This is a genomic window from Cereibacter changlensis JA139 (assembly GCF_003034985.1).
GTDB classification, from domain to species: Bacteria; Pseudomonadota; Alphaproteobacteria; order Rhodobacterales; family Rhodobacteraceae; genus Cereibacter; species Cereibacter changlensis.
Map to the genome: position 1 here is coordinate 1 of NZ_PZKG01000123.1, position 11850 is coordinate 11850.

At 67.3% G+C, this 11850-nt stretch carries 12 protein-coding genes; 1 reads left to right on the forward strand and 11 read right to left on the reverse strand.

Features of this window, described 5'->3' with window-relative positions:
- The 3 genes from ligA to sciP all read right to left on the reverse strand — a co-directional run.
- Positions 1-1944 (reverse strand): NAD-dependent DNA ligase LigA (ligA, locus tag C5F48_RS18635; protein WP_107665338.1); only part of this gene is annotated, 1944 nt, incomplete at its 3' end.
- 57 nt (positions 1945-2001) lie between these two features.
- Positions 2002-2715 carry a response regulator transcription factor CtrA gene (ctrA, locus tag C5F48_RS18640; RefSeq protein WP_107665339.1) on the reverse strand — a complete coding sequence of 238 codons (714 nt, stop codon included), beginning with the start codon at positions 2713-2715 and terminating at the stop codon, positions 2002-2004.
- 98 nt (positions 2716-2813) lie between these two features.
- A complete protein-coding gene (gene sciP / locus C5F48_RS18645) occupies positions 2814-3092 on the reverse strand; it encodes a CtrA inhibitor SciP (protein WP_107665340.1) in 279 nt (92 codons plus the stop codon).
- Between the two features lie 172 nt (positions 3093-3264).
- Between sciP and mnmA the strand changes: the two genes are divergently transcribed.
- Positions 3265-4404, forward strand: a complete 1140-nt coding sequence (gene mnmA / locus C5F48_RS18650; protein WP_107665341.1) for a tRNA 2-thiouridine(34) synthase MnmA — start codon at positions 3265-3267, stop codon at positions 4402-4404.
- Positions 4405-4462: 58 nt separating this feature from the next.
- Here mnmA and lpxB read toward each other — a convergent pair whose 3' ends face one another.
- The 8 genes from lpxB to rseP form a co-directional block, all read right to left on the reverse strand.
- Positions 4463-5614 carry a lipid-A-disaccharide synthase gene (lpxB, locus tag C5F48_RS18655; protein WP_107665342.1) on the reverse strand — a complete coding sequence of 384 codons (1152 nt, stop codon included), beginning with the start codon at positions 5612-5614 and terminating at the stop codon, positions 4463-4465.
- On the reverse strand, positions 5611-6414 hold the full coding sequence (locus C5F48_RS18660) for an LpxI family protein (RefSeq protein ID WP_107665343.1): 804 nt from the start codon (positions 6412-6414) through the stop codon (positions 5611-5613). The genes lpxB and C5F48_RS18660 overlap by 4 nt, the downstream gene beginning before the upstream one ends.
- Positions 6411-7193: an acyl-ACP--UDP-N-acetylglucosamine O-acyltransferase gene (gene lpxA, locus C5F48_RS18665; protein WP_107665344.1), complete on the reverse strand. Its 783-nt coding sequence runs from the start codon at positions 7191-7193 to the stop codon at positions 6411-6413. Before lpxA ends, C5F48_RS18660 begins: the two co-directional genes overlap by 4 nt.
- Before the next feature lie 4 nt (positions 7194-7197).
- Positions 7198-7665 (reverse strand): 3-hydroxyacyl-ACP dehydratase FabZ, encoded by a 468-nt coding sequence (gene fabZ / locus C5F48_RS18670; RefSeq protein WP_107665345.1) that lies wholly within the window; start codon positions 7663-7665, stop codon positions 7198-7200.
- 68 nt (positions 7666-7733) lie between these two features.
- Complete coding sequence (locus C5F48_RS18675) at positions 7734-8306, reverse strand: OmpH/Skp family outer membrane protein (protein ID WP_107665348.1); 573 nt, start codon at positions 8304-8306, stop codon at positions 7734-7736.
- Between the two features lie 32 nt (positions 8307-8338).
- Complete coding sequence (gene bamA, locus C5F48_RS18680; RefSeq protein WP_107665346.1) at positions 8339-10723, reverse strand: outer membrane protein assembly factor BamA; 2385 nt, start codon at positions 10721-10723, stop codon at positions 8339-8341.
- A gap of 118 nt (positions 10724-10841) precedes the next feature.
- Complete coding sequence (locus C5F48_RS25275) at positions 10842-10979, reverse strand: hypothetical protein (protein WP_170139560.1); 138 nt, start codon at positions 10977-10979, stop codon at positions 10842-10844.
- Positions 10980-11057: 78 nt separating this feature from the next.
- Positions 11058-11850 (reverse strand): RIP metalloprotease RseP (rseP, locus tag C5F48_RS18685; RefSeq protein WP_107665347.1); only part of this gene is annotated, 793 nt, incomplete at its 5' end.

The following is an 11850-nucleotide window of genomic DNA, read 5'->3' on the forward strand; positions in this document are numbered from 1 at the left end:
TTCGGCGCGGCTCATCTTCTCCAGCGTGCCGGTAAAGACCACGGTCTTGCCCGCCACGGCGCTGTTCACCGGGGCGCGGCGGGTGACATCCTCCACCGTCAGATGCGCCACCAGCGCATCGATCGCCCCGCGCTCCGCCTCCTGATGGAAGGCCGTCACCAGCGAGGCCGCCAGCACGGCGCCGACCCCGTCGATCGAGATCAGATCTTCCCAGGCCGCGCCCTGCCCGACCTCGGCCCCGGTCATCGCCGCCTCGAAGGCCTGCCACGAGGTGTAATGCGTCGCCAGCAGCGCCGCCGAGCTTTCGCCGACATGGCGGATGCCGAGCGCGAAGATCAGCCGGTTCAAGGGGATGCGGCGCTTCTCCTCGATGGCTGCGAAGAGGTTCTCCGCCGACTTCTTGCCCCAGCCCTCGCGGTTCTGCAGCTGCTGCAGCCCGCTGCCGAACCGGTCGCGCAGCGTGAAGATATCGGCGGGCTGGCGAATCCAGCCATCCTTGTAGAAGGCCTCGACCTGTTTCGCTCCCAGCCCCTCGATGTCGAAGGCGTTGCGCGAGACGAAATGCTTCAGCCGCTCCACCGCCTGCGCCGGGCAGATCAGCCCGCCCGAGCAGCGCCGGACCGCATCGCCCGGCTCGCGCACCGCTTCGGAGCCGCAATCGGGGCAGAGCGTCGGGAAGGCATAGGGCACGGCCCCGGCGGGGCGCTTCTCCAGATCGACATCGGCGATCTTGGGGATCACGTCGCCGGCGCGATAGACCTGCACCCAGTCGCCGATGCGGATATCCTTGCCGCCGCGGATCTCCTGCCCCTTGCTGTCGCGGCCGGCAATGTAATCCTCGTTGTGCAGCGTCGCGTTCTGCACCACGACCCCGCCCACCGTCACCGGCTTCAGCCGCGCCACCGGCGACAGCGCGCCGGTGCGGCCCACCTGGATGTCGATGTCCTCAAGCACCGTCCAGGCCAGCTGTGCGGCGAACTTGTGGGCGATGGCCCAGCGGGGGGTGGACGAGCGGAAGCCGAGCCGGCGCTGCAGGGCCAGATCATCGACCTTGTAGACCACGCCGTCGATGTCATAGCCGAGCGTCGCGCGCTGCTGCTCGATCTCGGCATAATGCGCCAGCAGCTCCTCCGGCCCGGTGCAGAGCCGGGTCAGCGGGTTGGTGGAGAAGCCGAGCGCCTTCAGCCGGGCGATGGCGCCGTGCTGGGTCTCGGCCAGGGGTTCGGAATGCGCGCCCCAGGCATAGGCGAAGAAATGCAGCGGCCGCGCGGCGGTGATCGCCGGGTCGAGCTGGCGCAGCGAGCCCGCGGCGGCGTTGCGCGGATTGGCGAAGCTGCGGGCATTGGCGGCCTGCTGGCGCTCGTTCAAGGCAGCGAAATCGGCGTGGGTCATGTAGACCTCGCCCCGCACCTCGAGGATCTCGGGCGCGCCCTCAAGCTCCTTAGGCAGATCGGCGATGGTGCGGGCGTTCTCGGTGACGTTCTCGCCGGTTTCGCCATCGCCCCGCGTCGCCGCCTGCACCAGCTTGCCCTTCTCGTAGCGCAGGGACAGCGAGAGCCCGTCGATCTTGGGCTCGGCGGTGAAGCCGAGATCGCCGACATGGCCGAGGAACTTGCGGATCCGCTCGGCCCAGTCGTCGACCTCCGCCACCTCGAAGGCATTCTCGAGGCTCAGCATCCGCACCTCGTGCCGGACCTTGGCGAATCCTTCCGCCAAGGCCCCGCCGACCTGCTCGCTGGGGGAATCGGCGCGGGTCAGGTCGGGGAACCGGGCTTCGATGGCCCGGTTCCGCTGTTTCAGCGCGTCATAGCTGGCGTCGTCGATCTCCGGCGCGTCGAGCGTGTGATAGGCGGTATTGGCCGCCCCCAGCGCCTCGGCAAGCCGCGCAAGCTCCTGCCGGACTTCGGCCTCGCTCAACTGATCAACGGGCTTGGCGTCTGGCATGAGGGTTCTCCGTTCCGTCCCCCGCTGTTTAGGAGACGGTCCGCCCCTCGTCCAGCCTCAGGCGCCGATCGCCAGCCGCCGCTCCACCTCGCCGGGAGCCGGATCGCGCAGCACATAGCCCCTGCCCCAGACCGTCTCGATATAGCTCTGCCCTCCCGTCGCCTCGGCGAGTTTCTTGCGCAATTTGCAAATGAACACATCGATGATCTTCAATTCCGGCTCGTCCATTCCGCCATAAAGATGATTCAGGAACATTTCCTTTGTCAGCGTGGTGCCTTTGCGCAGCGACAGCAATTCCAGCATCTGGTACTCCTTGCCGGTCAGGTGAACCGACTTGCCCTCCACATCCACTGTCTTTGCATCGAGATTGACCTGCACCTTGCCGGTCCGGATCACCGATTGCGCATGCCCCTTGGAGCGGCGGATGATCGCGTGAATGCGCGCGACCAGTTCCTCGCGGTGAAACGGCTTTGTCAGGTAATCATCCGCGCCGAAACCGAAGCCCTTGATTTTGCTTTCGGTATCGTCAGCGCCGGACAGAATCAGGATCGGCGTCTCGATTCGGGCCAGGCGCAGCTGGCGCAAAACCTCGTGCCCGCTCATATCGGGAAGATTCAGATCGAGAAGGATCAGATCGTAGTCGTAGAGTTTCGCCAGATCTATGCCGTCTTCCCCAAGGTCCGTGCAATAAACATTGAGGTTCGCATGGCTCAACATCAGCTCGATGCTGCGCGAGGTGGTGGGGTCGTCTTCAACCAGTAAAATTCTCATCCCTTACGCTCCGGACCTTGGGCTACACTTCGATTAACAGCATTGCGGATCAATGGTTAATCACTCGTTACTGTCGGGCAATTTAAACCAGATCAAGGTCATTGCTGCCGGTATTTTTGCAGCATGGTGACCTTGAGTGCTTTTTCGCCATGCAGCTCCACCGCGCCGCGCCAGAGCGCAAGTTCCTCCTCCGACAATCCATAGCGTTCCAGCGCCTCAGCCTGCGAGATCAGCCCGTAGACCACGGCCTTGACCACCACGGATTTCCGGCTCGCCACCCAGCGTCGGGTGTCGGGCGGCGGCAGGTCCGCCCGCGTCAGGATCGTCCCATCCGGCAGGGTGACCTGCCGCGGGCCGTCGACTTTCTTGAGATACATCAGCACATCCCTCGCCCGGTCCTCGTCCGGTCGGCCCAGACTGGCGCGGCAGGCTTAAGCAAGGGTGAAACGGGGGGTTGAGAGTAGCTTGCATTTTCCTATATTGGCAGGGACCGCCGCGGAGGCGGCCTCCCCTTCGCCGCCTCTGCGGCCCATCCCCGACAGGTCCGCCATGCCGCTCGATCATCCGCTGAATTCATTGGGCTTTGCCAAGCCGCCGGCCGCCACGCGGGTGGTGGTGGCGATGTCGGGCGGCGTCGACAGCTCGGTAGTGGCGGCGCAGCTGGCCGAGGAAGGCTATGACGTGGTGGGCGTCACGCTGCAGCTTTACGACCACGGGGCGGCGCTGGCAAAGAAGGGCGCCTGCTGCGCCGGGCGCGACATCCACGACGCGCGGCGGGTGGCGGAGGCGATGGGGTTTCCGCATTACGTTCTGGATTATGAGAACACCTTCCGCGAGGCGGTGATCGACGAGTTCGCCGACGCCTATCTCGCCGGGGCGACGCCGGTGCCCTGCATCCGCTGCAACGAGCGGGTGAAGTTCAAGGATCTGCTGCAGACCGCGAAGGATCTGGACGCCGACTGCATGGCGACCGGGCACTATATCCAGCGGAAGGTCGGCGCGGCGGGGGCGGAGCTGCATTCGGCGGCGGATGCGGCGCGGGATCAGAGCTATTTCCTGTTCTCGACCACGGCGGAGCAGCTCGATTACCTGCGCTTCCCGCTCGGGCATCTGGGGTCGAAGGCGGAGACGCGGGCTCTGGCGGCGAAATATGGGCTGCCGGTGGCGGACAAGCCGGACAGTCAGGATATCTGTTTCGTTCCCAACGGCGATTATGCCGCGGTGATCGAGAAGCTGCGGCCGGGGGCGGCCGATCCGGGCGAGATCGTGGATATGGCGGGCAATGTGCTCGGCCAGCATCGCGGGGTCATCCACTATACCGTCGGGCAGCGGCGGGGGCTGGGGATCGGGGGGCTGGAGGATCCGCTCTATGTGGTCCGGCTCGATCCGGAGTTGCGGCGGGTGATCGTCGGGCCGAAGGCGGCGCTGTCGACGCGGACGATCCCGGTGCGGGAGATCAACTGGCTGGGAGACGGGGCTTTCGACAGCCAGAAGGAATGGCATGTCATGGTCAAGGTCCGCTCCACCCGGGCGCCGCGCGAGGCGGTGATCCGGCCGATTTCGGCCACCGAGGCCGAGGTGGAGCTGCTGAGCGCGGAGGATGGGGTTTCCGCGGGACAGGCCTGCGTCTTCTATGCCAGCGAGGGCAGCCGGGTTCTGGGCGGCGGCTGGATCTGGCGCGGGCGTTGATGTTTCACGCGTGAAAATCGCCACAAGACATTGACGCGGAACGGTTTTCCGTTCCGCGTTAACTTTTTGGCAAGGGTTTCAGCACCGAGAGGACCGAGCGCGCGGCGCGCAGGCCCGGAGGCTCGCCCGCCTGACCCAGACGCTCCATCGTCACCGACATCGCACGGGCTTGGGCCGCGCGGCCGCCGCTCTGGTCGAGCAGCGCCATCAGCGCCGGGGCGATCAGGTCGGGGCGGCAGTCCTTGCCGAGGAATTCCGGCACGACGCGGGTCTCGGACACCAGATTGACCAGCGTCACCGTGTCGATCAGCGCCGCGCGGCGCATCAGCCACATTGAGACCGGGTGCATGTCATAGGCGATGACCATCGGCGTGGTATTGGCCGCAAGCTCCAGCGAGACCGTGCCGGAAGCCGCCAGCGCCACATCGGCGGCGCGGAAGGCGGCGCGCTTCAGGGCCGCATCCTCGATCACCAGCGGATGGATCGGCCAGTCGGCTGCCAGTTGCCGCACCAGCGCCGCGACATGCGGCACGGTGGGCAGCACCACCGAGAGGCCGGGATGGCTGTGCTGCAGGATGCGCAGCGTCTCGCCGAAGATCGGGGCGAGGCGCGTCACCTCGGAGCGGCGCGAGCCGGGCAAGGCCAGCAGCATCGGGCCGCTGCCAGCCCGGGCTCGCAGCGCCGCCACCTCCTCGTCGCTCGCCAAGGGCTCGGCCACCACCGGATGACCGACGAAATCCGAGGTCATCCCGGCGGCGGTCATGTAGGGCGGCTCGAAGGGCAAGAGGGCGAGCACATGGTCGATGACCCGCGCCATGCGCTGCGCCCGTTTCGGGCGCCATGCCCAGACCGAGGGGGCGACGTAGTGGATGGTGCGCAGCTCAGGGCGTGCCTGCTTGACGATGGCGGCGACGCGCAGGCAGAAATCCGGGCTGTCGATGGTGATGAGCGCATCGGCATCGGCGGCGAGACAGGCCGCCCCGGCCTCGGCGATGCGCCGCTTCAGAGCGAAGTATTTCGGCAGCACCTCGGCGATGCCCATGACCGAGAGCTCTTCCATCGGAAACAGGCTCTCGAGCCCCTCGGCCTGCATCAAGGGGCCGCCGATGCCGGCGAAGCGGACGCCGGGCGACAGGGCCTTGAGCCCTGCCATCAGGGCTGCGCCGAGGCGGTCGCCCGAAGGCTCCCCGGCGATCAGGAAGAATTTCATGGCTCGCGGGACCAGAGAAAGAGGCCGTGAGCCTCAGCCTCGGCCAGCATCGCTGTCCGGTCAAGGGTGATGACGCCGCCCGCCTGCCAGACGATGCCGGCAAGCCCCGCAGCGGCGGCGCGGCGCACCGTCTCCACCCCCAGCGCGGGCAGGTCGATGCGGCGATCCTGACCGGGCTTCGGCGCCTTGTAGAATACGCCCTTCGCGCCCTGCGGATTGGGGCGGCGGGCGGTCTGGGCGACCCAGTCGAGCATGGCGTCGGTGCCGGGCAGCGCCTCGACAGCGAGGCAGAGGCCCTGGGCCACCACGGCGCCCTGCCCCACATCGACGCTGCCGAGCGCCGCGACGATGTGCGCGGCGCGGTCGGCATCGGCGCTGTCGGCCTCCGACGGCGTGCCGCAGAGCAGACCCGGGCCGGGCACGAGACCCGGGGCCACATCGGCCACGCCGCTGACGGCGAAGCCAGCCTCCTCGAAGATTCCGATCACCGCGCGCAGCGTCGCGTCGTCGCCCGCCTGCATCGCCTGCAACAGACGCGGCACCATCTGCGCCGTCTGCGGATCGAACAGCGCCGGGTCGAGACGCGGGCGCGCCGCCGCCCCGGCGAAGATGACGGTCGTGACCCCCGCATCCTCCAGATGCCGCAGGAAGGGCATCAGCCGCTCGATGCGGAACACCACGTCGGGGGTCAGGCCCTCGGGCACGAATCCGTCGAGACTGGCGACCAGCGGGTTGCCCAGCTCGGCGGCCAGCAGGCGTGGCAGGGCGCCGGAGCCGGCGATGATAGCGGTGCGGGTCATTTCGGAGTCAGGAAGGAGCGGTCGGTGGCGGCGAGGATGAAATCGGTCATCTCTCGGACATGGGTGCTTTCGGTCTCTTCCGAGAGCCGGCGGGCGCGGTCGAGGAAGGTGCCCTCGCCCTGCGCCAGCATCTGGTAGCCGGCGCGCAGCGCTGTGATCTCGGGCCGACCGACGCCGCGCCGCTTGAGACCGACGAGGTTCAGCCCGTCGAGCTCGCCGCGCGGGCCCTGCACCAGACCATGCGGCAGCACGTCGTTGGTCACCATGGTGACGGCGCCGATGATGGCGCCCCGCCCGACCCGCACCCATTGGTGAATGCCGGAGAGCCCGCCGACGATCACGTCGTCGCCGAGCCAGCAATGGCCGGCAATGGCGACCTGATTGGCGAGGATGACGCGGTTGCCGAGGGTCGCGTCATGGCCGACATGGCTGCCAGTCATCAGTAGGCAGTCGTCACCGACACGGGTCACGCCGCCGCCACCCTCGGTGCCGATGTTGAGCGTCGCGCCCTCGCGGATGCGGCAGCGGGCGCCGACGATGAGGCGGGTGTGCTCGCCCTTGTATTTCAGGTCCTGCGGAACCTCGCCCACCACGGCGAAGGGAAAGATCACCGTCTCGTCGCCGACCTCGGTCCAGCCGGTGACGACGGCGTGGCTTTTCACCACGACGCCCTTTCCGAGCGTGACTTCGGGGCCGATGATGGCGAAGGGGCCGATCTGGCAGCCCTCGCCCAAGGTGGCGGCGGGATCGACCAGCGCGCTGGGGTGGATCTCGGTCATCGGGTCACCCTTTCGGCATGTCCATCATGGCGGTGAATTCGCATTCGGCGGCAAGCTCGCCCTCGACGGTGGCGCTGCCGGTGAACTTCCAGACCTTGCCGCCGCCGCGCTTCACCTCGACGCGCAGTTCGAGCACGTCGCCGGGGATCACCTTGCGGCGGAACTTGGCGGCGTCGATGCCCATGAAATAGACCAGCATGTTCTTGTCGGCGAGATCGAGCGAGACGCCGACCAGCACGCAGGCGGTCTGGGCGAGCGCCTCGATGATCTGCACGCCGGGGAAGATCGGGGTGCCGGGGAAATGGCCCTGGAACTGCGGTTCGTTGAAGGTGACGTTCTTGATGCCGGTCGCCGTCTTGTTCGGGACGATGTCGCGGACCTTGTCGATCAGCAGGAAGGGGTAGCGATGCGGAATGATCCGCTGGATCAGCTGGATGTCGGCCGTCAGCATCGGCGCTGCTTGATCGGTCATGGCGGTCTCCTTGGCGTTTCGGCCAGCCCTAGCAACTCGGACCGGGTGAGACAAGCGGCGGCGCTGTCTCAGGGGGTCGGGGTGGGCGCTTCGGGCGGCGTCCCGGTGGCTTCTCCCAGCACGGCGTCGAGCCGGGCCACCGCATCCTCGGTGATGTCGATGCCGTCGAAGGACAGCACCACGGCGTTCTTGTCGATCAGCACCATGGCGCCGCGCTCGGCCATCATCTGCGCAAGGATCGGGGCGGCGGCCTCCAGCATGCGCTGGCGGTCCTCGTCGCGCTGACGGGTCAGGGCGCGGGACTTGGCGTCCTGCGCGGCGCGGATGCCCTCGACCTTCTCGTCGAAGGCCTCGGCCAGGGGGCGGAAATCTTCCGGCGGCATTTGGGCGCGGCGGGCGGTCAGGTCGCGCTCCTCCGCCTCCAGCGCCGCCTCGATGCGGCGGTTCTCCGCCACGAGGGCGCGCGAGGCGGTCTCGTAGCGGTCCTGGATCTGCTGGCCGGCGCGGGAATCCTGAAACAGCCGTTCCTGGGTGATGGTGACGACCTGGCTGCCCGCCCCGGGATCGGCGACCGCCGGAGCGGCCTGCCCGGTCTGGCCCGCCGTCTGGGCAACGGCAGGCGCAATGGCGAGGAGAGCCATCGCGACCGCCGTTGCGCCGAGACGCGGAAGCATCAGAACTTGGTCGAGATCGTCAGGTCGAAGAAGCGTTCCTCGTCGTAGTCCTCTTTCACCAGCGCCTTGGCGAAGTTGAACCGCAGCGGGCCGATCGGCGTCGTCCAGAACACCGAGAGACCGATCGAGGAGCGCAGGTGGAAGCCGTCGTCGACCTCGTCGGTGCCGTCCACGCCGCCGTTCACGTTGTCGAGGCTCCAGACCGAGCCCGCGTCGAGGAAGGCGCCGCCGGTGAAGCCGTATTCCTCCGGCAGGCCGAGCGGGAAGTCGGCTTCGAAGCGGGCCACGGCGAAGTAGTTGCCGCCGAGCGCGTCCTCGTTGCTGACGTTCAGGTCGCGCGGGCCGAGGCCGTTCGATTCGAAGCCGCGGATCTTGCCGTTGCCGAAGAAGCGGTCGGTCACCCGGCTCGGGTTGTCGTCGAGCATGTGGATCGCGCCGCCCTCGAATATGGCGCGCAGCGTGACATCCTCGTTCCAGACCTTGCGCTCGGCCAGCGCCAGAGCGTTGGTCGAGATGTACTGCACGTCGCCGCCAAGACCGGCGAAATCCTGGCTGAAGCGCAGCAGCAGGCCGCCGGTCGGGTTCAGCCCGGTGCGGCGCGTGTCGTAGTTGTAGGAATAGCCGACCGAGGAGGTGATCAGCGCGCCGCGATCGGCCTCTTCACGCAGGATGGCCGAAGACACGTCCGGGTCGCCCGGCACGCTCGCCTCCGAGCCCTCGACATCGCTGATCACGTCTTCCGAGATCTTGTAGCGCAGCTCGAGCCGGCCGTTCTCGGAGATCGGGAAGTCGATCGAGGGGCTGATGCCGATGTTGCGCGTGTCGTAGCGCGAGTTCTCGCTGTTGGTCTCGGTGTAGAAGATGCTGAACTTGAAGCGCAGGTCGCGGCCGAGGAAGGCCGGCTCGGCGAAGCTGATCGACGAGTTCACGCTGTCGGTGCCGGTCGAGACGTTGACGCCGACCGACTGGCCGCGGCCGAGGAAGTTGCTTTCCGAGAAGCCGATGTTGAAGCCGGCGCCGGATTCGACGCCATAGCTGAGGCCGAAGCTAAGCGAGCCGGTCGGCTGCTCTTCCACGTCGACGTTGACGATCACCTGGTCCGGGCTGCTGCCCGGCTGGGCGTCGACGCGGGCGTCGCCGAAATAGCCGAGCGCGCGGATCCGTTCCGCCGACTGGCGCACTTCGCGCGGGTTGAAGGGGTCGCCTTCGACCGTGCGGAACTGGCGGCGCACCACCTCGTCCAGCGTCGTGGTGTTGCCCTCGATGTCGATCCGCTCGACGAAGACACGCTCGCCACGCACCATGACGAAGTTCAGGTCGATGGTCTGGTTCTGCGCGTTCTTGGTGACGCGCGGCTCGAAGCGGACGAAGTTGAGACCCTTGCGCAGCGCGAGGTTCTCCATCCGGGTGATGTTGTTCTCGACCACGCCGGGCGAATAGGTCGCGCCGCGGCGGATGGTGACGAGGTCACCGAATTCGGTCGGATCGACGCCCTCGATCTCGCTGGAGACGCCGACCTGGCCGAAGTCGTAGCTCTGGCCTTCCTGCACCGTGAAGGTGACGAAGAAGGCGTCACGCTCGCGCGTCACCTCGGCGCTGGCGTCGAGCACCTGGAAATCGACATAGCCGCGCGACATGTAGAAGTCGCGCAGCAGCTGCTTGTCGAGCTCGATCCGCTCGGCGATGAAGGTGTCGGAGGCGATGAAGGTCCGCAGGATGCCGGCCTGTTTCGTCTCCAGCACCTGACGCAGGCGGCGGTCGGAGAAGGAGCGGTTGCCGACGAAAGACAGCCGCTCGATCTCGACGACCTTGCCTTCGGTGATGTCGAAGACCAGATCGACGCGGTTGTCGGAGCGGCGGATGATGCGCGGCTTCACCGTGGCGGCGATGCGGCCGCGGGTGGCGTAGAGCTCGGTGATGGCGGCGGCGTCGGCCTCGGCCTGCGCGGGCGAATAGGCGCGGCGCGACTGGCTCTGCAGCAGCTCGGCGAGGTTTTCATCCTTCAGCCGCTTGTTGCCCTCGAAGCTGATGACGTTGATCGTCGGGTATTCCTGCACCCGGATCACCAGGGTGGAGCCCTGCGGCACGACCTCGATCTTTTCGAACAATCCGGAGTTCTGCAGCCGCTGATAGGCGCTGTTCAGCTCGGCCGCCGAGATGGCCGCGCCGCGTTCGATTCCGGCGAAGCCGAGGATCGTGGTGGCGTCCACCCGGGTGGAGCCTTCGATCACCACATTGGAGAAGCTGTAGCTCTGCGCCAGGGCCGGCTGGGACCCTGCTGCGCAAATCGCTGATACACCGAGGAAAACCTTGACCGCGGCCGGTTTGACGAGGTCTCGTCTGCTCTTGCCGCGCGTGGTAATTCCGTTTGTCGCCCGACGCATACCCATTCGCCCGCCCTCAAATTATTTATTGTTTTCCTGACTACCGGACATGTCCGGTTTTGTCAAAAGGCCAAAACCGTTAGGCGGATATCTGGCGAGCGACTGATGCGGCGCTGGATCAGTTCGGCAACAGTGCGCAGCCGAGATAGCCCGCGCTGGCCAGCGCGGCGACCGTGGCGCCCAGCATCACCAGCCAGTCGCGGTTCAACACCAGCAGAAGCGCGAGCCCGCGATAGCCGTCCACAACCGTCTGCATGAGAGCCTCCGCGCCAGATTTCCGCCGCTGGAATTAACCATGGATTGCGGCAGCAATTTGACGCGGAAAGGCCCGGCTTCAGCAGAACAGGTCGTTGGTCAGCGAGAAGACCATGAGCCCCAGCAGCAGCGCCAGACCGCCGGTCATCAGGATGCGCAGCACCCGGTCGCTCGGCGGCTTGCCGGTCACCGCCTCGAAGGCGTGGAACACGAGATGGCCGCCGTCGAGCACCGGCACCGGGAAAAGGTTCATCAGCCCCACCGCGGTGGAAAGCATGGCGATGAACCAGACGAAGCTGGCCGCCCCCTGCGAGGCCGCGGCGCCCGAGACCTCGGCGATGCCGAGCGGACCCTGCAGGTTGCAGGAGGAGATCGCCCCGGTGATCATGTGCCAGAGGCCGGAGAGGCTGGTGGTGACGATGGTCCGGGTCTGGCCTGCCGCGAGGCCGATCGCCTCGAACGGGCCGGGCGTGCGGGTTTCCGGGGAGAAGAACAGCCCGCCGGAGAGACCGATCAGCCAGCGGGTCTCGAATCCCTCGGCGGTCGGCAGGTCCATCCGGCGCGGAACCAGAGTGACGTCGAAGGTGCGGCCGTCGCGCCAGACGGTCAGCAGCAGCGGCTTGCCGTCGGAGGCGCCGACGGCGGTGCGCAGTTCGGAGAAGGCGGAGATCGGCGTGCCGTCGATCGACAGCACCACATCGCCGGTCTGCATGCCGGCGTCATTGGCGCCGGAGGGCGCCTGCACCCCGTCGGCCACCGGCGGCAGCGGATAGGGACCGGGCACCGTCAACTCGGCCCCGTCGCGCAGGATGCGGTATTCTGCGGTGGCCGCCGGCGGCAGCGCGCTGCCCACGGTGACGAAGGTCGAGAGG

What these genes read in the sequence shown, in the direction of transcription:
- lpxB (WP_107665342.1), bottom strand. Translation starts at nt 5,614, where the DNA reads ATGAAATTCTTCCTGATCGCCGGGGAGCCTTCGGGCGACCGCCTCGGC.
- bamA (WP_107665346.1), bottom strand. Translation starts at nt 10,723, where the DNA reads ATGCGTCGGGCGACAAACGGAATTACCACGCGCGGCAAGAGCAGACGA.
- lpxA (WP_107665344.1), bottom strand. Translation starts at nt 7,193, where the DNA reads ATGACCGAGATCCACCCCAGCGCGCTGGTCGATCCCGCCGCCACCTTG.
- sciP (WP_107665340.1), bottom strand. Translation starts at nt 3,092, where the DNA reads ATGTATCTCAAGAAAGTCGACGGCCCGCGGCAGGTCACCCTGCCGGAT.
- mnmA (WP_107665341.1), top strand. Translation starts at nt 3,265, where the DNA reads ATGCCGCTCGATCATCCGCTGAATTCATTGGGCTTTGCCAAGCCGCCG.
- C5F48_RS25275 (WP_170139560.1), bottom strand. Translation starts at nt 10,979, where the DNA reads ATGCAGACGGTTGTGGACGGCTATCGCGGGCTCGCGCTTCTGCTGGTG.
- fabZ (WP_107665345.1), bottom strand. Translation starts at nt 7,665, where the DNA reads ATGACCGATCAAGCAGCGCCGATGCTGACGGCCGACATCCAGCTGATC.
- C5F48_RS18660 (WP_107665343.1), bottom strand. Translation starts at nt 6,414, where the DNA reads ATGACCCGCACCGCTATCATCGCCGGCTCCGGCGCCCTGCCACGCCTG.
- C5F48_RS18675 (WP_107665348.1), bottom strand. Translation starts at nt 8,306, where the DNA reads ATGGCTCTCCTCGCCATTGCGCCTGCCGTTGCCCAGACGGCGGGCCAG.
- ctrA (WP_107665339.1), bottom strand. Translation starts at nt 2,715, where the DNA reads ATGAGAATTTTACTGGTTGAAGACGACCCCACCACCTCGCGCAGCATC.